Origin of the sequence: Rothia nasimurium (assembly GCF_928381705.1) — a bacterium.
Lineage (GTDB): Bacteria > Actinomycetota > Actinomycetes > Actinomycetales > Micrococcaceae > Rothia > Rothia nasimurium_G.
The window spans coordinates 24,755-48,136 of sequence record NZ_CAKMSR010000001.1 but is presented as its reverse complement, the minus strand read 5'-3'; the positions used below and the strand labels follow the sequence as shown (position 1 = coordinate 48,136).

Below are 23,382 nucleotides of genomic sequence, written 5' to 3'. Positions count from 1 at the left end.
ATGCGAGGGCCTAGAGGCCGAAGAAGCGGCTGAAGAAGCCCTTCTTTTCTTCCTTGGGCTTAGGCTTGGTCGCAGCTTCTGCGCGCTCAGCCTCAAGGTCGGGGGCCTGGCCAGCCAGGCGAATCTCTGAGGCGGGGCGGGCAGGCTCTTCAACCTGCTCGTAACCGGCAGGAGCCTGCTCGGTCTCAGCTTCTTCGATAACCTGCTCGGCGGCGATAGAAGCAGCGGCGGGCTCTTCTACCTGAGCAGGCTCATCGCGCACGATGTCCTCGTCGGCGATAGCGCTGGTGGTGACGCGGCCGGGGCGGGCGTCCTCGGCAGGTTCGCGGTCGTAGGGCTGCTCGGCGTTGGGGTAGACGCGGTCGGTGGTGATGGTACCTTCGACCTCTTCCTCGCGGGCTGCCTCTTCGGCGCGTTCCTTCTCGCGGCGCTCAGCTTCAGCGGCTTCAGCTGCGGCACGCTCTTCAGCGGCAGCGATGTCAGCCTCGCGAGCTTCGATGGCGGCCTGTTCAGCGGCCAGGGCTTCAGCCTCGGCTGCGCGGGCAGCTTCGGCGCGGGCTTCGTCTTCGCGGGCAGCTTCTTCAGCGGCCAGGCGGTTAGCCTCTTCGCGGGCTGCGACCTGGGCAGCGGCCTCCTGGGCTGCCACAGCTTCGATGCCCTGACGCTCAGCAGCAAGCTGCTCGCGCAGGTCACGGGCAGCCTGAGCCAGGCGGGCCAGCTCGTCGGCACCAACCTGGGGCTCAGCAGCTTCAATACCCGAAATCTTGCCGTTGTCGAACCAGAGGCGCAGGGCGCCGTCCGAAGCGGTAATGACCGCGGTGGCTTCGGTGTCCCAGGCAATGTGGGCACCGCGCAGCTTGGCGTAGGAATCGACCGCCCGCAGGTGGTTGACGGCGGTACCGGTTTGCAGAGCCTGCGCCATGACCTGGCCCATGCGGTTAACGGTGGGAGCCTCAAGTTCAAGCTGGCTGCCATCGAGCAGAATCCAGGCGCGGACGCCCGCCCCGGCGGTTACGGGGTAGTGGGCGTAGATGCCGCTGAGGGCCTTGGACGCTAGTGTCAGCTTGCGGGCTAGCCCGGAATCGAGGGGGAGCTCGTCGGTGGTGAGCTCAGAGATGCTGTGCTTCGCTCCGCCTTCACGCGCCTGGATTGCTGCCGAAACGACGCGGTCGGGGAAGTGACCGAGCTCCTGCCAGGACCAGATCCAGGAACCGCGGTTCTCAGATTCGGTACCCAGCAGGTAGGGGGTGAGGCTTACGGAAGCATCAGACTGGAGGGTGAATGACGGTGCAGAGAAGTCCACCGTCCATTCTGCGCCGCCGCTGATTTCAGCGAGGCGGGCCTGGTACTCGGTGGAGATAAAGATTGAATCGTCAATCAGATCCTGCAGTGTAGTAGTCATACGGTCAAGGCTAGCAACTCTTGCCGTGCTCCCGCACCTTTTTGCCGCGGTAAGAGCTTGAATTTCTGACATATTCAGGCCCTTCCCTGAAACTAGGGGAGAATCACTCCGTGAGAAGGTGGGTGTGCTCTTCTCTGAGATGGGTAGTTTCTTGGTTTAATAGGGTAGATAACTCGCACCCTCGGCCCTTCTTCGGACAGGGCCCTACAGGGTTTCGCTTCGCCCAAACCTACAGGAATAGTATGTCGCCCTCTTCGCCCCGTTACACCGAGATTGAACGCCCCGCTATGGTGCAAGATGCCCTGAACGCTATCGGTAGCTGGATGCTGGGTACGGTCAAGGTTGAACCTGGCTGGAATGAGCTGGTGCTCGATATCAAGCCCCTGTCTGAGACCGTTTTTGTGCGTATTACCGAATCACGCGATGAGCAGGACTATGTGGGTACCGTGGGCCCGGTGAAGTCAGATAGCCCGGTGCTGCCCGCTATCGAACAGCTGCAGCACGCCTCTTTTGTTGAGGGGGAGGGCACCTGGTTCACCGCTTCTGTGGTGATTACCGCCAGCAACTGGCCTGAGCCCCAGTACCAGATTGGGGCCTCCTACGACCGTGCCCACGAGCCGGTGGACTGGAAGGGCGAGGGCCGTCTGAGCGCCCGCGATATCCGCGCCCACTTTGAACTTTTCCCCCGCGACCCCGAGCATGTGCCTGACTGGGCCGCTGTGCGTTTGGCAGGACGCCGGGGCGCAGGTTTTGCTGAGCCCGGCGGGGAAGGGGGCCTGCCGGTAGGCCCCGTTAACCGCTACCTGACCGAGGCCCTGGCGGGCTTTGCAGCCGCCAGGAGCGAGCAGTCCTTGGCGAATGTCGTCCGTACCGCCCTGGGGGGCAACCTCCTGATGGACATCACGCAGAGTACCGTCACCCCCGATGGCACCCCCCAGCTCAACTACCAGGTGCTTCGCCTGGCCAACGGCATGCGGGCCTTGACGGCCTACACGGCAACCGAACCGGCTCAGACCTACTCGGCGCAGGCCCAGAACCAGCCCAACCCCCGTTTAGTGGTAGAGCATGCCATGAAAGTCTTCTTACAGGTGGCGCATGACCAGAGTATAGACGTGCTGGTCCTTGACCCCGGTAGCGACCACGAGTGCTTCATCGAAAAGGCTCAAATCCAGTGGGTTCTTGGATCCCCGCACAACATGCCTGCCCAGCGTGCCCTCATTGAGGAAAACATGCATGATTTGCTCATGTCCCTTACTGCACCAGCCTCGGTGCTTCTTCTGGGGGTTCGGGCGGATGACCCGGCAGGCCGCCCCGTTATTCTCAAGAAGGATGACGAGAGCGAAGAAAACGTGGCCCTGGTCTTCACAACGGCTGCCGAGGTAGCAGCTCTAGACCCAACCCTGGTGGTTCGTAGTGCCCCGGCCCTTGAGGCCCTCAAACTCTTTGCCACAGGTGATAGTAGCGCTATACGCATCAACGCCCTGGCGCCCCACGCCACTCTACCCATGGAACAGGTACGCCAGCTCATTTCAGTAGTAGAATCACAGTAAACCCCCGCCTCTTACCCAGGAGTTCCCCCATGACCGGTGCCCTGCGCACGCTCGGCCTTACTGCGGCTCGTCATGCCCGTACCACCATCGTTCTGTGGCTGGTGCTATTGACCCTAGCCGGGGTGGGGGCGCTGACCCTAGCACGAGGTGCGACAGCCAGCTACACCATGCCGGGGGCCTCCTTCGAGGCGGTTCGGGAAGACTTGCAGGCCAAGATACCCGAGAACGGTATTTCCAGCGGCTATGTAGTGCTTGAGGCCGACGGGGGATTTACCGACACCCAGAAGCAGGCTATCGCCCAGGCCGTCACCACAATTGACCAGCTGCCCGAAGTCGCTGGCTCCCTCGATCCCTTTGTAGCGGCGGACGCCGTGACCCAGGCGTCCGTGCAGCTTGAGGACGCTAAAGCCCAGCTAGCCCAAGCCAAGGCACAGATCGATGAAGGCCAGGCCCAGCTGGACGCTGCGAAAGCCGCCCTACCCCAGGGGCTTAGCCAGGAAGAAATTGCTGCTCTTGCCCCCGATCTGGCAGCCCAGGAAGCTACCCTAGCTGACGCCCGCACCACCCTGCGGTCAAACCAGGATAAGGTCGATGCCGCCCAGCGTGAGCTTGACGCGGCAGCCGACGCCAACATGGTGAGCGAAGACGGCACCGCAGCCATCGTCAATATTGCTTTCAACCAGGACACTAACTCCCTACCCACCTCGGTGCGGGAAGAAGTCTTTAGCACCTTTGATACGCTCAAAGACACCGGCCTGACCGTCAACTACAGCTACGAACTCGACCAGGACGTCAGCGACGTCTTTGGCATCTCAGAAATTATTGGCCTGGTCGTGGCCTTTATCGTCCTGCTGATTACCCTGGGAGCGGTCGTAGCCGCAGGCCTACCTCTGGTGCTTGCCCTGATCGGAGCCGGTACCGCCGTTGCCCTGGTCTACACCAGCACCGCCTTTATTGGCATGACCGCCACCGACCCCGTCCTCGCCCTCATGCTGGGCCTGGGCGTTGGCATCGATTATGCCCTGCTGATTCTCTACCGCTTCCGCGAAGAACTGCGCGACGGCGCCGACGTGCTCGATGCGGTAGGCACCGCCAACTCGACTGCGGGCCACTCCGTGCTCTTTGCCGGCATGACCAACATCATCGCGCTCTCAGCCCTCTGCCTCACCGGCCTGCCCTTCCTTGCCATCATGGGCTTTGCCGGGGCCTTCGCCGTAGCCCTGGTCGTGGCTTCCTCCCTGACCCTGGTACCGGCCGTCCTGAGCCTGCTGGGCACCCGCCTGCTGACCCGCGCCCAGCGAGAAGAACTCACCCAGCTCAACCTGGCCCGCACCCAGGAAATCCAGGTACCCCGCAACCGCCGCGAAGCCTTCGCCGAAATCGAAGCAGCCTACAAGGGCTGGGGCGGCTTCGTCACCCGCCACCCCTTCGCTATGACCTTCGTAGCGGTAGCCGTGCTGGTACTGGCCATCATTCCCACCACCTCCCTCCGCCTGGGCCTGCCCGACGGTTCCTACCAGGCCACCGATTCAACCTCCTACCAGGCCTACCAGACCATCTCCGAAAAGTTCGGTGAAGGCGTCAACGGGCCCATCATCGCGGGCCTGACCCTCACCGTCCCCGGCGACGAAGCCCGCCTGCGCGACGTAGCCCTCGACGTGGCCGACCGCCTCAAAAACAACAAAATCGAAAGTGTCGCCATCGTCGCTACCAGTGACGACAACGCCACCGCCATCCTGGCCTTCTTCCCCACCGAAGGGCCCTCGGCAGACAGCACCCTCGCCACCGTTCACTCCATGAACGACAAGCTCGAAGCCACCGAAAAAGCCACCGCAACCACCATCGGCCTGACCGGCTCTACCGTGGCTAACATCGAGATTTCAGAGCGTATCTCAAGCTCTATCCCGCTCTACCTCGGGGTGGTGATTGCCCTCTGCCTGGTGCTCATGGCCTTTGTCTTCCGCTCCATCATCGTGCCGGTCATGGCCACCATCGGCTTCCTGCTCTCCACCCTGGCCTCCTTCGGCGCCGTCGTTGCCGTCTACCAGTGGGGCTGGCTCGCCGACATCTTCGGCGTCACCCAGCCCGGCCCCATCCTGGCCTTCCTACCTATCCTGCTGATCGGTATCCTCTTCGGCCTCTCGGTGGACTACCAAATCTTCATCGTCTCGGGCATGCGAGATGCCCACCGTCAGGGCCACTCGGCAGGCGACGCCGTTGTGCTGGGCTACAAGCAGGGCGGGGCCGTTGTGACCGCCTGCGGCATCATCATGGTTGCCGTTTTCGCCGGCTTCATCTTCTCCCACCTCACCGCGGTGCGCCCCATCGGCTTCGCCCTGGCCCTGGGCGTTGCTATGGACGCCTTCCTGATCCGCACCACCTTCATCCCGGCCACCATGTACCTGCTGGGCGAAGCCGCCTGGTGGTGGCCCTTTGAGAAGAAGGAACGCGACGAAGAAGACGCCCCCAAGCACATCGCCGAATAAAGTGCGCTGCCTAATACGGCACAGCGCCGGGGCTTCGCTCCATCTGCCGACAGCACATAAAGCCGCCCCCGGCGTCCTTGACTATCAGGACGCCGGGGGCGGCTTCTTCACGACAAGCTAGGCTCGACCGCAGACCTTAGGTGGTCTGGGGAGTGGGCTCGTTGCTCTTCTCGTTGTTGTGCTTGTAGGCTTCACGCACGCGGGCACCGAGCTCTTCGTGGACTGAATCCCAGTACTTGAAGGCACGCTCACGAATCTCGTCAGAGACAACAGCACCAACGTGGCCGGCGATGTTCTCGACCAGACGAGCCTTAGCAGCATCATCCATGACATCGGCGTAGAGGGTGCGAGCCTGGCCGAAGTCGTCGTCCTCAGCGTGCAGGGTAGCAGCAGCGCGAACCAGAGCGCCGTCAGCTTCCCAAGAACCCTCACCGGCGCGGGCAGCGTCAGCGTGGGGGCCACCGAAGGTGTTGGGGGCATAGACGGGGGTATCGGGGCTGTTGAAGGTGTAGCGCATAGCGCCGTCCTGGCTGTAGTTGTTCACTTCAGCGTTCTTCGCGTAGTTGACGGGCAGGTCAGCGAAGTTGGTGCCTACACGGTAGCGGTGTGCATCGGGGTAGGAGAAGATGCGGCCCAGCAGCATCTTGTCGGGGGAGGCTGCGATACCCGGAACGAAGTTGGAGGGTGAGAAGGTAGCCTGCTCGATCTGAGCGAAGAAGTTCTCGGGGTTCTTGTTCAGGGTCATCTTACCCACCTTGATCAGGGGGTAGTCGGCGTGGGGCCAGACCTTGGTCAGGTCGAAGGGGTTGAAGCGGTAGGTCTTGGCGTCCTCGTAGGGCATGACCTGAACGTAGAGAGTCCATGAGGGGAACTCGCCGCGTTCGATAGCTTCGTAGAGATCCTGACGGTGGTAGTCGGCGTTCTCGCCAGCGATACGCTCAGCGTCAGCACCGGTCAGGAAGTCGTTGCCCTGGTCGGTCTTGAAGTGGTACTTGACCCAGAAACGCTCACCTTCGGCGTTAATCCACTGGTAGGTGTGTGAACCGAAGCCGTCCATGTGGCGCAGAGTAGCGGGGATGCCGCGGTCACCCATGAGCCAGGTTACCTGGTGGGCTGACTCGGTGCGCAGGCTCCAGAAGTCCCACTGCATGTCGTTGTTGCGCAGGCCGTTGCCGGGCAGACGCTTCTGGGAGTGGATGAAGTCGGGGAACTTGATGGCGTCGCGGATGAAGAAGATGGGGGTGTTGTTACCGACCAGGTCGTAGTTGCCCTCGGTGGTGTAGAACTTGACCGCAAAACCGCGGGGGTCGCGCCAGGTGTCGGGTGAACCCTGCTCACCGGCAACGGTGGAGAAGCGAATCAGCATCTCGGTGGATACACCGGGCTGGAAGAGGGCTGCGCGGGTGTACTTGGAGACATCTTCGGTGGTCTCAAAGACACCGAAGGCACCGGTGCCCTTGGCGTGCACGACGCGCTCGGGGACGCGCTCGCGGTTGAACTGGGCGAGCTTCTCGACGGTGTAGGCGTCGTGCAGGACGATGGGGCCGTCGGCGCCTACGGTCAGGGAGTCGTTGTCTGAGGCAACGGGGGCACCCTGGGTGGTGGTGGTAAATGAACCGGGCTTAATCGGGTTGTTCATTTTTCCTACTTTCCTGTGTGGGGTTGTTTTCTGTCTGTCTCTAGGGGCGGTTCTAGTAGGCAGGCAGAGGGTGATGACGCTCTGCCCTAGCTGGCTAGTGCCTGGTTGGCGGCTGCCTGCTGGGCGAGGGCCACTTCTTTTTCGTCGGCGTTTTGGCAGTCGGCGCAGATGCCTCGGTAGAGCACATCGGCGCTGAGAAGAGCCATGCCGTGAAAATCGCTGGGGGTCAGGCAGGGGGCGGCCCCGATGGCGCAGTCCACGTCTTCGACCTTGCCGCAGCGGATGCAGTAGGCGTGGTGGTGGTTGTCGCCGGTGCGGGTCTCGTAGAGCCCTGCTGATCCCGGTGGTTCAAATTTGCGGAGCATGTTGATGTCGGTGAGATCTGCGAGGACGACGTACACCGACTGTACGGTGATTCCCGGTAGCTCCTGGCGGACGGCTGTAACAACAGCGTCTGCTGTGGAGTGCGGGTTCTCGTGTACAGCTGCAAGCACAGATAGGCGCTGTTTTGTGACGCGACGACCTTTAGATCGAAGCTGAGCTGACCAGGCTTTTTGGTGGGCACTGGCGGGAGTGTTGGTACTGCCGGGGATGTGGCTGCACCCGCTTGCTCCGAGGTTGCTCGTTGTTGACATCATGTCACCATAATATCCTTATTCTGAGTCTTTCACAATAAGGTGGGGTTGGGTTGTGAGTCAGGGCTGACTAAACGGAAACCTGAAGGTAGAAGGGTGGCCCGCCTGGGGGAGTGGATGCTTGCTTCCCCTCTTTTGCTCTGTGAGGAGGGCTGGGGCCCTTCAAAACCGGAGAATCGTGATAAATTTTAAAAAACTTTTCCGAGAAAACTCCCTAGTCAAGGCCATATTTGAGGGTGGGTGGAAAGTTTTTTAAAAAACTTCCCGTTTTCGCGTCATAAAACAGGTCTATCCGCCTCTTTATCTATGACAGCGCAAAACTGTCGGGTGTGTCTACCGATTTTCATGATCGGCTTGGTAGCGCACCACCCCAAACTGCCATGGGAAGCAGGGCAGGGAACAAGGGAATAAACCGTGCCCGTCAATCGTGGGGATTCGACGAGCACAATGGCACCTCGCCGGGACTAGGGGAAAACACCCCGGCGCCCAAGGAGCCAACACTGTGATGTGTTAAGGTGCAGAGCCGCCGCTGCTGGAACTTATCGAGCGGCTCTGCCCATCACACACAGAAAATAGCCACCGCACAGGGCCGTTCGCGGGTTCTGTGCCAGGGCAAATACATACAACCCAATACACTTCAGATGCTTTCGCAGGCACTGAAACGCAAAGTGCCAACGCTGTTCGTGGGTGGTGGCACACAAGCTACACACTCACCACCGGCAGGCGGCACCTCCAGGGAAGGGGGAGCTGCTGCCACCAACAGAGGGTAGAGAGGCTCGCACCGCTTTACCGCTAGGGACAACAACGGCCCGGCCCCTGTCACCGCATAGGGGTCGGGCCGTTGTTGTTCTTTCCACAAACTACTGCACACAGGGCATAATCCCGATAGACTAATAGAATGCCCCACCACTCTAACTAGGGGTAACTCGCATAAACCCAGGGATTTTCATGCAATCACACAACACCGCGCAACCAGCTAGTGGCGGCCCCACCGACGAGCTGCTGCTCTCGGACGTCCGCGAAGGCAAGCTTGATTCGTTCGGCGTTCTGTATGAACGTTACGTGTCGATGGCTCGCGCCATCGCTTATAAGCACACCTCTAACAACACCCTCTCAGAAGACATCGTCTCCGAAGCCTTTGTGCGTGTGCTTCAGGCCCTCAAGAACGGTAAGGGCCCCCGAACCTTTATGGGGGGCTACCTTGCTACTACCATTGCCCACCTGGCGGCAGAAAATGGCCTGATTGCCCAAAAAGAAGTGCCCAGCGAAGAAGAGCACCTGGAATCCATGGGCTCGCTGGACGAAACCGTCTTGAAATTACACGAATCAGACGAGCTCATCAGCGCCTTCACCGGCCTGCCGGAACGCTGGCAGACCGTGCTCTGGATGACCGAGGTTGAAGATAAGAAGCCCCGCGAAGTCGCCCAGACCATGAATCTTTCTGCCAACGCCGTCTCGGCCCTGGCTACCCGTGCCCGTGAGAGCCTGCGCGAAGGCTTCCTGCGGGCCCACCAGAACGCGCCGAAGACCGACGAGTGTGCCCAGTACTCACCCCACCTGAGCTCTATGGTGCGTGGCTCCCTGACCAAGAAGCGTAGTGAAGTTCTGCGCCTGCACCTGTCGGTGTGCTCCTACTGCACCTCGGAATACCTGACCCTGGCCGGTATCAACAAGTCCATGCGTGTTTGGGTTTTCCCCGTGCTGGCGGGCCTGGTGCCCGTTATCACCGACGGTTCCAAGGTGCTTCTGCCCTTCCTGGCCGGTGGTGTGGCTGGTAGCGCCGCCGCTGGTGCCGGCGCCCAGGGTGGCCTTTTCTCAGGTTTTGGGGGCGGACGCTGGACGCCCGGCAGCCAGGCCCTGGCAGGTGCCGCTGCGGTCGTGACCGCTATCGGTGCTGTGGCCGGTGGTATGGCCCTGGTCAATAATTCTTCGGCCGGTTCAGCGGTTATCAGCGCAGACTCCCAGCTGCAGACCCCTAAAGCCCAGCCGAGCGACGATACTTCAGGCGTTACCGATAGCCTGGTGAATGAGCCCCAGAGCGTCTCTAGCGGCATGACCGCCGAAACCTTGCGCTCGTCCGTAGCCGTTAACGGGCCCTCAGCTGGCCAGGGCAGCAACAGCTCTAGCAGTGCTGCCTCTTCAAGTTCTCTAGCCAATGCGGTGGCGCCGGAAGCTCCTGCTGCGCAGCCGCTTGCTGCTGCCTCGTCCGACGGTAGCTCTGCTTCAACGAACAAGACCGCTGAGTCTGCTACATCTAGTGCGAGTGCTCCTGCCGCTTCAGAAAATGCTACAGCGTCTCTGACTGAGCCTGTTTCTGTACAGGTTCCTCCGGCTCCTGCCCCTGAGTCTTCGGCTGCCCCGGTCACCCCTGAGCTACCTGCTGCTCCCGAAGCCCCTGCTGTTCCCTCGCAGCCGGAAGCTCCTGCCGAGCCGGTCACTCCCTCTGAGCCAGCCCCTCCGGCAGAACCTGAGACCCCGATTGCTCCCGAGCAGCCTGTGGACCCTGAGGTTCCTGTTGAGCCCGTGGACCCGGAAGTTCCGGTCGAGCCAGTTGACCCCGAGGTTCCTGTTGAGCCTGTCGATCCGGAAGTTCCCGTTGACCCGGTTGACCCGGAAGTTCCGGTCGAGCCCGTTGACCCTGAGGTTCCTGTTGAGCCTGTCGATCCGGAAGTTCCCGTTGACCCTGAGGTCCCCGTTGAACCTGTGGATCCTGAGGTTCCCGTTGAACCTGTCGATCCGGAGGTTCCCGTTGAGCCTGTCGATCCGGAAGTTCCGGTCGAGCCCGTTGACCCTGAGGTTCCCGTTGAGCCTATCGATCCGGAAGTTCCCATAGACCCGGTTGAGCCGGTTGTGCCTGTCGATCCGGTGGACCCCGATACTGGAATCCCTGAGATTCTGGGGCCCCTGGACTGGGTGGGTACTCCGGAGTACTACGAGTTCATCGCTAATACTCCCTGGGATACCATTGGGCACCCCGTTGGTGACAACCGTATGTGCATCATCACCTTCCTGGTAACTGACTCTGAAGGTGCTGAATTCCCCTCAGGATTTGGAACCTACCTGCCCCCCATCATTATCGAATCGCCCTATGCCACCTACGTGCTTGAGAGCTACTTTGGCATCAGCCGAATTCAAGACATCACCTGCTACTAGGTAAGAAACGCCTACCGGCCCCGCACAAGGGGACTCGGTGGGCGTTTTTCTAAAGCCTCTAGCGGAACACCGGGCACTATCTCAGCTTGGGCATCTAACCTAGAAATCAAGACCCCGACGAAAGGACTTTCATGCACAGCCATAACAACGGCCTCAAAACAGCCCTGCTCTTGGGGTCGATGGTAGGTTTCCTGCTCCTCATTGGTGCAGGCCTGGCCTACTTCACCCGAAGCTCAATCTTTATTGTGCTCTTCGGCCTGATCGGTGTAGGTACGGTCGCCTACACCTACTGGAACTCAGACAAGCTCGCTATCCGCTCCATGAACGCCTACCCGGTTACCCGTGAGCAGATTCCCGGCCTCTACGCCATCGTTGAAGAGCTCTCAGCTAAGGCCAACCAGCCCATGCCCAAACTCTACGTTGCCCCGACCATGACCCCTAACGCCTTCGCTACCGGCCGTAACCCCCAGAACGCCGCGGTCTGCTGCACCGAGGGTATTCTGCAGCTGCTCGACGAGCGCGAGATGCGCGGTGTGATTGGCCATGAGCTCATGCACGTCTACAACCGCGATATTCTGACCGGCTCCATTGCTGCCGCTATCGCCTCCGTCATCGGTACTATCGCCCAGTTCGCTACCTTCGGCGCCATGTTTGGCGGTAACCGCGAAGAAAACCGCGGCGGTGGCCTCATCTTCACCCTGCTCATCGCCTTCCTGGCGCCCCTGGCCTCAGCCGTCATGCAGATGGCTATTAGCCGCACCCGTGAATACGATGCCGACGAGGACGGCGCCCGCCTCACCGGCGACCCGCTGGCGCTGGCGTCCGCCCTGCACAAGCTGGAAAACGGGGTGTCACGCTACCCCATGAACCCCGAGAACCGCCAGACCGCAGGCGCTGCCTCCATGATGATTGCTAACCCCTTCCGAGGCGGTGGTTCGATTAAGAACCTGATGGCTACCCACCCGCCCATGGCTGACCGTATCGCCCGACTCGAAAATATGGCTCGTCAGAACGGGCAGCTCTAGACTTCAGGTCACGCTGACTGAAAGTTGACCGTACAAATCTGAACAGGTTAAAGAAGAGCTCCCCACCTGCCCGGGCAGGTGGGGAGCCTTATATCTAGGTGCGGACGCCCCTATGGGGCAGGTGCCTAGCGGTAGTTGACGAACTGCAGGTCAACCTCAAGGTCGGCGCCCTTGAGTAGGGCAATGACGTCCTGCAGGTCATCGCGGGACTTGGAGGTTACGCGCAGCTCATCGCCCTGAATGGTAGCCTTGACCGACTTGGGGCCCTCTTCGCGAATGAGCTTAGAGATTTTCTTGGCCTGGTCCTGGGCGATACCCTCCTTGATAGAGGACTCAATGCGGTATTCCTTGCCAGAAGCGTAGGGGTCGCCGGAATCCAGGGACTTGAGCGAGATGCCGCGCTTGACCAGCTTGGACTGGAAGACATCGAGCACGGCCAGGGCGCGCTCCTCGGAGTTGGCCTTAATCAGGATCTTTTCGCCGGAGAAATCAATTTCAGCGCCGACACCGCGGAAGTCGTAGCGCTGGGCTACTTCCTTCTGGGCCTGGTTGAGGGCGTTAGAAACTTCCTGCTTGTCGACCTTTGAAACAACGTCGAATGATGAATCGCTTGCCACGGGTGCTTACCTCTTTGCTTGTAGATAGGTGACCGTGCCCCTGTAGACCGCTAGCGGGTGAGGGGCGCTTACCTACAAAGGTACCCTGTTTTGCGGGGGCTATGCAGGTTATCGCAATCGTTATGAAACTGTGACACCATTCTCAGCTAAAGTTCATCTTGGTTTGGGAGGATGAAGCTATGGCTGAAAAGAAAACAGCTGCCCACGCTGCAGCCGGCGTACGGCCCGGCTCAGGAACCACTCCGGCAGCGCACCAGGTACTAGCTGTAACTGACGAGACCATGCAGCGAGCCTACGAGGCTCTCCTTGCAGATTTAGTGGCAGACGGCTTTACTGCCGCCGATGCAACTGCCCCGGCGGGCAGCGGCTCGCCTGAAGTCGAACGGGTCCCAGATTTTGCCCGCGGGCTGGGGCAAACCCTGCACGATGCTGATTTAGTCGCCAGATTCGAGGGCGTGAAAGAAAATCTCTCCCGCGAAATTCGTGGCGGCATGTGCACCCCCGAGCAGGCTTATGCCTACCTAGAAAACCTTGAAATATCGCTCCTGCTAGAGCAAGAAGCCCTGGCGGCAAGCTCTGCGTCTAACTAACATGGCCCCGACCGGCGTCCGCTCTCATAGCGCGCCGGTCGGCCCGCTTAAGTGGTCTTTGCAACAAAAGCTACTTTTGGTTTGGCAAGCTGCCTAAAAGTGTGTAAAGTATTCTACTGTTCGCTCAAACGAACAGATTCAAGAAATTGAATACGGCAGATTACCCGAGCGGCCAAAGGGGGCTGACTGTAAATCAGCTGGCATTGCCTACGGGGGTTCAAATCCCTCATCTGCCACAGCAAAAATCCCGCCTCACACGAGGCGGGATTTTTTATTCCCTTGGTGAGCTAGCTTCATTATCAGAGAAACCGGCCACAGTCTTTAGACAAGCCCCGATAAAACCGGTAGCGTGTTTCTCATGGCAACCATTGAAATTACCCAGGAAAACCTGACCCAGAACGTCGAAAACTCAGACATTCTCTTCCTCGACTTCTGGGCAGACTGGTGCGGCCCCTGCAAGCAGTTCGGCCCCATCTTCGAAGCTGCTTCTGAAAAGCATGCCGATATCACCTTCGGCAAGGTCGACACCGAAGACCAGCAGCAGCTGGCCGCCGCAGCAGGTATCACCTCTATCCCCACCATCATGGGCTTCCGCGAGGGCGTTCTCGTCTTCTCCCAGCCCGGTGCTCTGAATGCCCAGCAGCTCGACCAGATTATCGACGCTGTCAAGGGTCTGGATATGGCCGAGGTGCACAAGCAGGTTGCCGAGGCTGAAGCAGCCCAGGCTGAGCAGGCCTAAAGCCACTAACTTTCTTTATATAAGTCGCCCTCCCCTAACTGGGGGAGGGCGACCTTGTTTTTAGAAGGAGCGCATATCCTGCGGGGCATACCGGGGGCCGCGGCGCGGTTCGCTGATTCCGGCGGCCTTGATGAGGGCCACAACCCGCTGGCGGTGCCCGGCATAGGGAGCAAGTAGCTCTACCATGCGGGCGTCATCGCCACGGGTACCATCGAAGGCATAGGTGACGTGGTGGGCAAGGTGATAGTCACCCACGCTGACGGCGTCGGGGTGGCCGCAGTAGCGTTGCAGGGTTTCTGCGATGGTCCAGGGGCCAATACCGGGAACCGAGTTCAGTGCCCGGGCGAGTTCGCTCACGCTGTGCTGGGAGGCAAACCGTTCGAAGGACTCAGCCCGGTTCGCATAGTGCACCATGGCAGATGAGCGGGAGCGGTTAAAGCCGGCGCGGTGGTAGGCCCAATCGGGAATGTGGGCAAAGACGGACGCCTGGGGAAAGATAATCAGCCCCGGCGGCTGATCGGGGTGACCGGTGGCAGGGGCCGGGTCCCCATACTGGCGGAGCAGGGCCCTCATGCCGCCCATAGCTTCGATACCGGTTACCCTCTGCTCAGTAATGGCCAGGAGCAGATTCTGCGAGAGCAGGCCGATGGACGGCAACCGTAAGCCCGGAGCTTCAGCTCGGGCCTTGATCAGTCGGGGCGGGAGCTGCGCCCAGGCCGGTGACTTATAGAAGCTAGTCCAGCTGTCCCACTCGCCCAGCCAGCCCGGCACGCGAGCCGCAAAAGCTTCCAAGGCGGACGCAGATGATGTACCGCTAGGGGAGTTGTCACCTGCCCAAATCGTTACCTCAATCGGGGCGCGCAGGTCGGCGGGGTGCGTCCTGGCAAAACGAACAACCAGACCCACCCCAGCTTCGCGGGCCGTCGCCCAAAAAACAGGGCCAGCAGGCCCGGCTACCTGACGGAAGAGGGGGTCGAAGGCTCCGCGCTGTAGGGGAGCAAAGGTCTGGCCCAGGTGGACCCGGTGGGTTGGTTCCAGAACAAAATGCGCGCGCAACATGCTCACCATCGTCTCACACCCGCTCTACCCGACCCACAGAACCACTTTGCTGTCTATACTCGTACAAGACGCCGCACCCGTGGCGCCCACCCCAACCTCAGACGAAGAAGGCGCATGAGCTCCCCCCTACTGCCAGCAGAAGCCCACCCCATCAGGGCGCGCATGAGCGCTGCAGCCCTGGCCCTAGCTGTCTTTGCCCTCTACAGCGTCTACTCCTGGCTGCAGTGGCGGCACTACGTGGTGCCCTCCTGGGATCTCGGTATCTTCTCGCAGCTGGCTAAGGCATATGCCTCAGGGCAGGCCCCGATTGTGCCGATTAAGGGGGAGGGGTTCAACCTGCTGGGGGATCACTTCCACCCCGTCACCGTGCTGCTGACTCCCTTCTACTGGCTCTGGCCTACGCCCGCCACCCTGCTCTATGTGCAAAACGGGCTGGTCGCCCTGTCTGTCTACCTGCTGGTGCGCTTCGCCCAGCGGATTCTGGCCCCCTGGGCATCCCTGGCCCTGGGCGCTGCCTACGCCCTGAGCTTCGGCATCCAACAGGCTGTAGCCGTTCAATTCCACGAGGTTGCCTTCGCCCTGCCCCTGCTCGTCATGAGCCTGGGCTACCTGGCCATGACCCGCATGACGGACGCCCCCGCCCCCCTGCTGCGCCGCTCCATCTACTGGGCAGCCCCCCTGGTCTTCGTCAAAGAGGACGTCGGTATTACGGTTCTCCTCATCGGGCTCGTCGCCCTGGCCCGCACCGGCTGGCTCTCAACAGCCAGCAGCATAGCCTTCCCATCGGCGTCCGCCCCGGTACGCCCCCGCCGCGAACGCTACCGCACCCTGCTGCGCTCCTGGGTCAACACCCCTGCCGTGGCCGAAGCTAGCCTGCTGGCTCTCTGGGGCATAGTCTGGCCCCTGCTCGCCATCGGCCTTATCCTGCCCTTCTTCAACACCGGCGGAGTCTTCGACTACTCCGACAAACTCGACATCGCAGCGGCGATCGGCGACCCCCTCGGCGCCTTCGCCCAGCTCTTCTACCCCTGGCAAAAAACCGCCACCCTTGGCCTACTGCTGCTGACCGGCGTCCTGGCCTGGACCACCAGCCCCCTCGCCCTGATCGCAGCCCCCACCCTCATCTGGCGCTTCCTCTCACCCCAAGAGGGCTACTGGGAACCCACCTGGCACTACAACCTGGTGCTCATGCCCATCGTCTTCACCGCCCTGCTCGACGTGCTCGCCCGAGCCGTCGCCCGTACGCACCTCCCCGCCTATCAGCTCGGGGCAACACCCGCCGGGCGCACCGTCCGCACCATCTTTGCAACCCTGCGCCACCGCGCCCCGGTAGCCCTGCCCGCGCTCGCCCTCGTCGTCAGTCTAGGATTCCTGCCCAACCAGCCCCTGGCTCAGCTGGCTGACCCGGACTTTGCCACCACCGAGCTCTCCACCACTGACCAGATGAAGGCCGAAGCCGTCGCCGCTATCCCAGAAGGTGCCACCGTAGCTGCCGACCTCTCCGTCCTCACCTACCTGGTGCCCAACCACACCGCCTACTGGATCAGCCACTCCGGGGAACCCGGCCCCGACTACGTGCTCATCGATAAACTCGGCAGCGCCTGGGGCGGCAACTCGCCCACCAGCGCCGTCGCCTACGCCACCGGCCGCTACGGTACCGCCACCTACGTGCACTACCGCACCATCGGCAGCATCGATATCGCCGTCCGCACCAATTAGCTGTACCTTCTATCACCACTCGGGCCCAAAAGGCTAAAACTAGGGTAGAGTTGAAAACGTAAGACTCGGGAACCCCCGACCATTTCTCTTCAGCGCCCACGCCCGCTACTGGCACACAACCACAGGGCCACGCGCGTTCAACGAACATACTTAGGCTAAGCAGACCGTTGAACCTTCGACTAGAGAACCTGATGTGTAATCAGCTCGCCCAAGCGCGCACCCCTGATAGCCAGCGCCCACGAACCGAAGACCTCTGATCTTTGAGGCCCCTCGCGAGCATTCCACGGGGACACCCCGTACAGCACCTCCACCTCAGTGAGAGTGCTGAAACCCCACTCGATGAGGACAACATTGACTGAAAATACTGCCGTTAACGCAGAAACCGCAACCGACGCCATCTTCCAGGAACCGGTTGTAGACACCCCCACCCAGCAGGTAGAAAAGGACGAGGGCGGCGGCACCCGCTTCACCGACCTGGGCCTGGACGCCCGCGTCCTGGCAGCCCTCGAAAAAGTCGGCTACGAAAAGCCCTCACCTATCCAGGCTGAAACCATCCCCCTGCTGCTTGAAGGCCGCGATGTCGTCGGCCTAGCCCAGACCGGCACCGGCAAGACCGCAGCTTTCGCCCTACCTGCCCTCTCAACCCTGGCAGAACTGGCCGACATCAACGGTGTCTCCAAAGACACCCAGGTACTCGTCCTAGCCCCCACCCGCGAACTGGCCCTGCAGGTTGCCGAAGCCTTCTCGTCCTACGCAACCGAAATGCCCGACTTCACCGTGCTGCCCGTCTACGGCGGCTCACCCTACGGCCCCCAGCTGGCAGGCCTCAAGCGCGGCGCCCAGGTCGTTGTCGGTACCCCCGGCCGCGTCATCGACCACCTGAAAAAGGGCTCCCTGGACCTCTCCAACCTGCAGTACCTGGTACTGGACGAAGCCGACGAAATGCTCCGCATGGGCTTCGCCGAAGACGTAGAACAGATCCTGGCAGACACCCCCGACTCCAAGCAGGTTGCCCTCTTCTCAGCAACCATGCCCAAGACCATCCGCAAGATCGCTGATCAGTACCTCAACGACCCCGCAGAGGTCCGCGTCAAGTCAAAGACCACCACCAGCGCCAACATCCGCCAGCGCTACATGCAGGTCATGCACTCCCACAAGCTCGAAGCCATGACCCGCGTGCTTGAGGTCGAAGACTACGACGGCATCATCGCCTTCGTCCGCACCAAGAAAGAAACCGAAGAAGTCGCCGACAAGCTCAAGGCCCGCGGCTACCAGGCTGCCGCCATCAACGGCGACATCCCCCAGAACCAGCGCGAACGCACCGTCGAAGCCCTGCGCGATGGCCGCATCGACATCCTGGTCGCCACCGACGTTGCCGCCCGCGGCCTCGACGTCGAGCGCATCTCCCTGGTCGTCAACTTCGACATCCCCCACGACACCGAATCCTACGTGCACCGCATCGGCCGAACCGGCCGCGCAGGCCGCGCAGGCGAAGCCATCCTCTTCATGACCCCGCGTGAAAAGTACATGCTGCGTCAGATCGAAAAGGCAACCCGCCAGCAGGTCGAACAGATGCACATGCCCACCGTTGAAGATGTCAACGCCAACCGCAAGCAGAAGTTTGCCCAGCAGATCACCGACACCATCGAAACCGAAGACCTCAGCTTCTTCCGCGAACTCATCGACGCCTACGCCAACGAACACGACGTCGAAGGCGAAGAAATCGCAGCAGCCCTGGCCGTCATCGCCCAGCAGGGCCGCCCCTTCCTGGCCGAAGAAATGCCCGAACCCAAGAGCAAGAAGCGCGACCGTGACCGCGACTTCGACCGCGACGACAAGCCCCGCGGCGGCCGCCGCCACTCCGAAGAAGGCATGGTCGACTTCAAGCTCAACGTAGGACGCTCATCCCACGTCTCACCCGCAGCTATCGTCGGTGCCCTCACCAACGAAGGCGGCATCAAGGGTAAGCAGGTCGGCGCAATCGATATCCGCCAGCACTTCACCATCGTCTCCCTGCCCGAAGCAGAACTGCCCGGTGACTTCTTTGACCGCCTGCGCGACACCCAGGTAGCCGGCGAATTCATCAACATCAAGCGCGACCGCGGCCCCAAGGGCGGCGGAGGCGGACGCAAGTTCGACCGCGACGACCGCGGCTTCGGTAAGAAGGACTTCGGCGGCAAGAAATTTGACCGTGACGACCGCGGCTTCGGCGGCAAGAAAAAGTTCGACCGCGACGACCGTTTCGGCAAGAAGGACTTCGGCGGCAAGAAAAAGTTCGACCGCGACGACCGTTTCGGCAAGAAGGACTTCGGCGGCAAGAAGAAGGGCCGCAAGAAGTTCTAAGGGCTGTGCCCCGGAGTAAGGTTTTGCAGGCTCGCGCTCGCTGCCGACCCTCTCGCTGGTTCGCTTCGCTCACAAGCGATTCACGCCAGCCGCCGAGCCAGCAGCTTCGCTGCGAGCCTGCGCCACCTTACCCATAGGGCACCATTTCAACTTGTGCCCTAGAACACCTAAAAAAACAGGTTCTAGATTTGCGTCTTCCAAAGGTTGTACCGTAAGCTAGTATCTGTTGCCCCGATAGCTCAGTGGTAGAGCGCCATCTTGGTAAGATGGAGGTCCCGGGATCGATTCCCGGTCGGGGCTCTGTATGAGCCCAAAAGTTCATACGTGGCGGTGTAGCTCAGCTGGTTAGAGCGCACGACTCATAATCGTGAGGTCGACGGATCGAGCCCGTCCACCGCTACGCCCCGATAGCTCAGTGGTAGAGCGCCATCTTGGTAAGATGGAGGTCCCGGGATCGATTCCCGGTCGGGGCTCAGATAACCTGTCAAGCATTAGCTTGGCAGGTTTTTTGTTTGTAGAGTGGGTCCTATGGCTATTAACCAAGAGATCGTGGGCCGCGTTTACCCGGCCACTGAGCCCTATTCGGTGGGGCGAGAGAAAATCCGTGAATTCGCTGCTGCCGTGAAGGCCACCAGCCCCCTGCACTTTGACGTGCAGGCAGCCCAGGACGCGGGCTACAGCGACCTGATTGCCCCTCCCACCTTCGCCATTATTCTGGCCCAGAAGGCAGACGCCGCCCTGATTAGCGACCCCGAAGCCGGTATCGACTTCTCCCGCGTGGTCCACGCTGACCAGCGCTTCACCCACCACCGCCCAATCGTGGCAGGGGACGAGCTGCTCACCGAGGTGCATGTCGATAGCGTGCGCGTCATGGGAGCCGGCGCTATGCTGACCACCCGCGAAGAAATCACCACTGTAGAGGGCGAAAAGGTCGCCACCTGCATCTCATCACTGCTGGTTCGGGCGGAGGACTAACCCATGGCTATCTCTTTTGACTCCCTTGAAAAGGGTACCGAGATCGGTGCCCGTCAGATTCCCGTCACCCGCGCTGACCTGGTGGCCTACGCGGGCGCGTCCGGCGACTTTAACCCCATCCACTGGAATGAGCGCTTCGCAACCGCTGTGGGCCTGCCCGGCGTCATCGCCCACGGCATGTTCACCATGGGTGCTGCCGTGCAGCTGGTGACCGACTGGGTAGGCGACGCCGGTGCGATTGTGGACTACCAGACCCGCTTCTCCAAGCCGGTTCCGGTACCCGATGCTGATGACGCGGCCTCCCCGGCTACCGGCGGCAACGTCATCTCGGTTGCCGGTAAGGTCGGGGCCCTGGATACGGACGCCCGCACCGCCCGCATTGATCTGACCGTCACCGCCCCTGACAGCGAGGGCAAGGAGCAGAAGGTGCTGATGAAGGCCCAGGCACTCGTGAAGCTTGCCTAGTGTAGCAGTGTAGCCCCCACCTTGCGCACTAAAGGCGCCCGTTCAGATATTGAGCGGGCGCCTTGTTATGCACGACCACTAGAATAGACAGCAGGACACAAACACACTCGCGCCCTCTTAGCTTTACTACGAGAGAATCGACCTTACCCACCATGGCACATAACCCCCGCCCCCAGCTTTCCGATCGGCAGATTAAGACCTGGTACAGGGCTGTGCTGGGTCTTTTCTTTGCCAGCGGTTTAGTGGTTTCTGCCCTGCTGACCCGCCTGCCCGATGTGGCTAACGGGCTGGGGCTGAGCTCCGGTCCCATGGGCTTGCTGCTGCTGGGTATGACCATCGGTTCCTTCTGCGCCGTGAGCTTCTCAGGTGCCTTCGTTGCCCGCTTCGGCGCTATCCGCTGTATCGCGGCAGCCTACACCACCACCGTCACCGGCATGCTCCTAATCGGCCTGGGCGTGCACCTCGCCAGTGTTCCCGTAACCCTGCTCGGCCTCATGCTTCAGGGCTTGGGTAGCGCTGTCTCCAACGTGGCCTCCAACGTGCAGGGCGTAGCCAACGAGCGGGCACTGGGTCGCTACGTTACCCCCATCATGCACGGCTTCTTCTCGATCGGCACCGTAGCAGGTGCCGCCATCGGCACACTCGACACCCGCCTGGGCGTTCCCTTCGCCGTTCACATGGCCTACTTCGCGCTAGCGGTTGCTGCCCTCGTCCTCATCTCCCTCAAGTTCTGCCACAGCGAAAACTACGGCCAGGACGACACCCAGGCCATCGCCGCCGTCGGCTCCTACCGGGTGCGCGACGCCTGGCGCGACAAACACACCATCCTCATCGGTCTCTTCGTACTGGGCATGGCACTGGCCGAAGGTTCAGCCAACGACTGGGTCGCGCTCGCCCTCACCCACGACTACGGCACCAGCAACACCATCGGGTCGCTGGGCTACTTCACCTTTGTGGTAGCCATGATGGTGGGGCGTTTTGGCGGCACCGCCCTGCTCAACCGCTTTGGCCGGGTGCCGGTGCTCCGCACCACCTGCTCGCTCGCCATTATCGGCCTGGCCCTCTTTATCTTCGCCCCTACCGTGCCCCTGGGCTTTGTTGGCCTGCTGGTCTGGGGTCTGGGCGCCTCCCTCGGATTCCCGACCGGCATGTCAGCTGCCTCGGACGACCCGCTCAAGGCCGCCATCCGCGTCTCCGTTGTCTCAACCATCGGCTATGCGGCCTTCCTGGGCGGCCCGCCCCTGCTGGGTCTGCTGGGGGAGCACTTTGGAATCCGCAACGGCCTGCTCGCCGTGCTGGTTTTTGTGGTTGTGTCCCTACTGCTCACCAGCCAGCTAGAACCTAAGAAGCCCAGCCGCACCGTCCATACCGAAAAGATCTAAGTAGGGCAGCGGTCAGGACGCCCCTGCCCGGCTCCCAGCGACAGCTAAGGGGGTAGGCAGGCGGCACCCGGGCTAAGCCGGTAGAATGGGCACCGTGACTGACAAGCTTTTAAGTGAACTGACCACTGCCGCTGTGGGTGGCCCCGCCCGTCTCTTCGTTGAGGCCACCAGCGAGCAGGAGATTATTGATGCCGTAACCGCTGCCGACCGTGCAGGAGAAGACCTGCTGGTGGTGGGCGGGGGCTCTAACCTGCTGGTAGCCGATGAGGGCTTTGACGGGGCAGTGGTGCATATAGCTTCAACCGGTATTGAAACCGTGAGCGACTACGCCTGCGGCGGCACCACCCTGCGTGTGCAGGCAGGCCACACCTGGGACGACCTGGTCGCCTACGCCGTAGAGAACGAGCTCTCCGGTATTGAGGCCCTCTCCGGTATTCCCGGCACCGTGGGCGCCACCCCCGTGCAGAACGTGGGGGCCTACGGCTCTGAAGTTGCCCACACCATCGCCTCGGTGCGCACCTGGGACCGCCAAACCGGCGGCTACAAGACCTTCGCTAACGCCGACCTCAAGTTCGCTTACCGGGACTCGATTCTCAAGCAGTCCACCGTCAATGGGTCTCCCCGCTATGTGGTGCTGACCGTAGATTTCCAGCTGCCGCACGGCTCCCAGTCTGCCCCCGTCCGCTACGCTGAGCTGGCCCGCCAGCTGGGCGTTGAGGTGGGGGAACGCGCCGACTCCCGCCTGGTGCGTGAAACCGTGCTGCGCCTGCGCGCAGGTAAGGGCATGGTGCTGGACGCCGCCGACCGCGACACCTACTCCACCGGCTCCTTCTTCACCAACCCCATCGTGGGGCAGGACGTCGCAGCTCAGCTCCCCGAGGACGCCCCCCGCTACCCGGCAACCACCCCCGCCGGTGAACCCTTGGATGGCATGGTCAAGCTTTCTGCTGCCTGGCTGATTCAGCACGCCGGGTTCGATAAGGGCTTCGGCCTTGAGGGCGAGGCAGCGGAGCTTGCCGGCGGAAGGGCGTCGCTCTCCACCAAGCACACCCTGGCTATCACCAACCGCGGTGGTGCCTCGACCGCCGATATCGCGGCCATCGCCCGCGCTGTGCGAGCCGGGGTTGAGGAAAGCTTCGGGGTACGCCTGGTTCCTGAGCCTGTGGTCGTTGGGTTTACTCTCTAACGCAGGGGCGCCATGAGCCTAGAGAAAGAAATCGAGAGCGGGCAGGGCGGACGCCTACACCGGCGTATGGAGCGATTCCGCGCCTTTATGGGGCGGCACGCCGCCCTGCTCCTGATCTACCGCCTGCTCATTATTGGGCTAGGTTTTTTGTGCATCGTCGCCGGTATTATCATGCTGGTGACGCCCGGCCCCGGCTGGCTTTTCATTTTCATGGGCATGAGCCTGTGGGGTACCGAATTCCACTGGGCCCACCGCCTGAACGTGTGGGCGAAAGCTAAGGTGCTGAATATCTGGCGGCAGATAGAGGCTAAGCGGCATCGAGCCCACCGTCGTCGTACCGCCGCCCGCTGGGCCAGCCGCAGCAACCGCAGCCACTACTGCCCAACGGGCTGCCACTACAGGAAAACACTATAACAT

Annotated in this window: 18 protein-coding genes and 4 tRNA genes; 17 read left to right on the top strand and 5 right to left on the bottom strand. The window is 61.5% G+C overall.

From position 1 onward, the window contains the following. Positions 1–10 precede the first annotated feature (10 nt). On the bottom strand, positions 11–1,402 hold the full coding sequence (locus tag L6762_RS00240) for a DUF6882 domain-containing protein (protein ID WP_237184955.1): 1,392 nt from the start codon (positions 1,400–1,402) through the stop codon (positions 11–13). 242 nt (positions 1,403–1,644) lie between these two features. On the opposite strand from L6762_RS00240, the gene L6762_RS00235 reads away from it, so the two are divergent. Then, positions 1,645–2,952, top strand: a complete 1,308-nt coding sequence (locus L6762_RS00235; RefSeq protein ID WP_237184954.1) for an SseB family protein — start codon at positions 1,645–1,647, stop codon at positions 2,950–2,952. Between the two features lie 29 nt (positions 2,953–2,981). Next, entirely contained in the window at positions 2,982–5,438 is a 2,457-nt protein-coding gene (locus L6762_RS00230) for an MMPL family transporter (protein ID WP_237184953.1), read from the top strand. 136 nt (positions 5,439–5,574) lie between these two features. On the opposite strand, the gene L6762_RS00225 is transcribed toward L6762_RS00230, so the two are convergent. Further along, positions 5,575–7,077 carry a catalase gene (locus L6762_RS00225; protein ID WP_237184947.1) on the bottom strand — a complete coding sequence of 501 codons (1,503 nt, stop codon included), beginning with the start codon at positions 7,075–7,077 and terminating at the stop codon, positions 5,575–5,577. Between the two features lie 86 nt (positions 7,078–7,163). Next, complete coding sequence (locus tag L6762_RS00220; protein ID WP_423817069.1) at positions 7,164–7,712, bottom strand: Fur family transcriptional regulator; 549 nt, start codon at positions 7,710–7,712, stop codon at positions 7,164–7,166. 948 nt (positions 7,713–8,660) lie between these two features. On the opposite strand from L6762_RS00220, the gene L6762_RS11925 reads away from it, so the two are divergent. Both L6762_RS11925 and htpX read left to right on the top strand, forming a co-directional pair. Then, entirely contained in the window at positions 8,661–10,865 is a 2,205-nt protein-coding gene (locus L6762_RS11925; RefSeq protein WP_272878669.1) for an RNA polymerase sigma factor, read from the top strand. A 131-nt stretch (positions 10,866–10,996) separates the two neighbouring features. Beyond that, positions 10,997–11,890, top strand: a complete 894-nt coding sequence (gene htpX / locus L6762_RS00205; RefSeq protein WP_237184944.1) for a zinc metalloprotease HtpX — start codon at positions 10,997–10,999, stop codon at positions 11,888–11,890. Positions 11,891–12,015: 125 nt separating this feature from the next. Here htpX and L6762_RS00200 read toward each other — a convergent pair whose 3' ends face one another. Beyond that, a complete protein-coding gene (locus tag L6762_RS00200) occupies positions 12,016–12,507 on the bottom strand; it encodes a YajQ family cyclic di-GMP-binding protein (protein WP_237184942.1) in 492 nt (163 codons plus the stop codon). Positions 12,508–12,686: 179 nt separating this feature from the next. Between L6762_RS00200 and L6762_RS00195 the strand changes: the two genes are divergently transcribed. The 3 genes from L6762_RS00195 to trxA all read left to right on the top strand — a co-directional run bounded on the left by L6762_RS00195 (position 12,687) and on the right by trxA (position 13,836). Further along, complete coding sequence (locus L6762_RS00195) at positions 12,687–13,097, top strand: hypothetical protein (RefSeq protein WP_237184940.1); 411 nt, start codon at positions 12,687–12,689, stop codon at positions 13,095–13,097. Between the two features lie 154 nt (positions 13,098–13,251). Beyond that, positions 13,252–13,333: transfer RNA gene (locus tag L6762_RS00190), tRNA-Tyr, on the top strand. Between the two features lie 122 nt (positions 13,334–13,455). Beyond that, positions 13,456–13,836, top strand: coding sequence for a thioredoxin (gene trxA / locus L6762_RS00185; protein ID WP_237184939.1), 381 nt, complete (start codon positions 13,456–13,458; stop codon positions 13,834–13,836). A gap of 60 nt (positions 13,837–13,896) precedes the next feature. Here the strand turns inward: trxA and L6762_RS00180 are convergent, their stop codons facing one another. Continuing rightward, a complete protein-coding gene (locus L6762_RS00180) occupies positions 13,897–14,895 on the bottom strand; it encodes a DNA-3-methyladenine glycosylase family protein (RefSeq protein WP_237184938.1) in 999 nt (332 codons plus the stop codon). Positions 14,896–15,009: 114 nt separating this feature from the next. On the opposite strand from L6762_RS00180, the gene L6762_RS00175 reads away from it, so the two are divergent. The 10 genes from L6762_RS00175 to L6762_RS00130 all read left to right on the top strand — a co-directional run bounded on the left by L6762_RS00175 (position 15,010) and on the right by L6762_RS00130 (position 23,379). Then, positions 15,010–16,614 carry a DUF2079 domain-containing protein gene (locus tag L6762_RS00175; RefSeq protein ID WP_237184936.1) on the top strand — a complete coding sequence of 535 codons (1,605 nt, stop codon included), beginning with the start codon at positions 15,010–15,012 and terminating at the stop codon, positions 16,612–16,614. A 339-nt stretch (positions 16,615–16,953) separates the two neighbouring features. Then, positions 16,954–18,957: a DEAD/DEAH box helicase gene (locus tag L6762_RS00170; protein WP_423817066.1), complete on the top strand. Its 2,004-nt coding sequence runs from the start codon at positions 16,954–16,956 to the stop codon at positions 18,955–18,957. A 228-nt stretch (positions 18,958–19,185) separates the two neighbouring features. Further along, positions 19,186–19,257 (top strand) — tRNA-Thr (locus L6762_RS00165). 26 nt (positions 19,258–19,283) lie between these two features. Further along, positions 19,284–19,357, top strand: a tRNA-Met gene (locus L6762_RS00160). Between the two features lies 1 nt (position 19,358). Beyond that, positions 19,359–19,430, top strand: a tRNA-Thr gene (locus L6762_RS00155). A 55-nt stretch (positions 19,431–19,485) separates the two neighbouring features. Further along, entirely contained in the window at positions 19,486–19,932 is a 447-nt protein-coding gene (locus L6762_RS00150; protein ID WP_237184934.1) for a MaoC family dehydratase N-terminal domain-containing protein, read from the top strand. A 3-nt stretch (positions 19,933–19,935) separates the two neighbouring features. Next, the gene (locus tag L6762_RS00145; RefSeq protein ID WP_237184933.1) at positions 19,936–20,397 is read left to right on the top strand and encodes a MaoC family dehydratase; all 462 of its coding nucleotides are present in this window, start codon (positions 19,936–19,938) and stop codon (positions 20,395–20,397) included. Between the two features lie 152 nt (positions 20,398–20,549). Beyond that, the gene (locus L6762_RS00140) at positions 20,550–21,779 is read left to right on the top strand and encodes an MFS transporter (protein WP_237184932.1); all 1,230 of its coding nucleotides are present in this window, start codon (positions 20,550–20,552) and stop codon (positions 21,777–21,779) included. A 94-nt stretch (positions 21,780–21,873) separates the two neighbouring features. Continuing rightward, positions 21,874–22,965 (top strand): UDP-N-acetylmuramate dehydrogenase, encoded by a 1,092-nt coding sequence (locus L6762_RS00135; protein WP_237184931.1) that lies wholly within the window; start codon positions 21,874–21,876, stop codon positions 22,963–22,965. A 12-nt stretch (positions 22,966–22,977) separates the two neighbouring features. Beyond that, a complete protein-coding gene (locus L6762_RS00130; RefSeq protein ID WP_237184929.1) occupies positions 22,978–23,379 on the top strand; it encodes a PGPGW domain-containing protein in 402 nt (133 codons plus the stop codon). Positions 23,380–23,382: the final 3 nt, after the last annotated feature.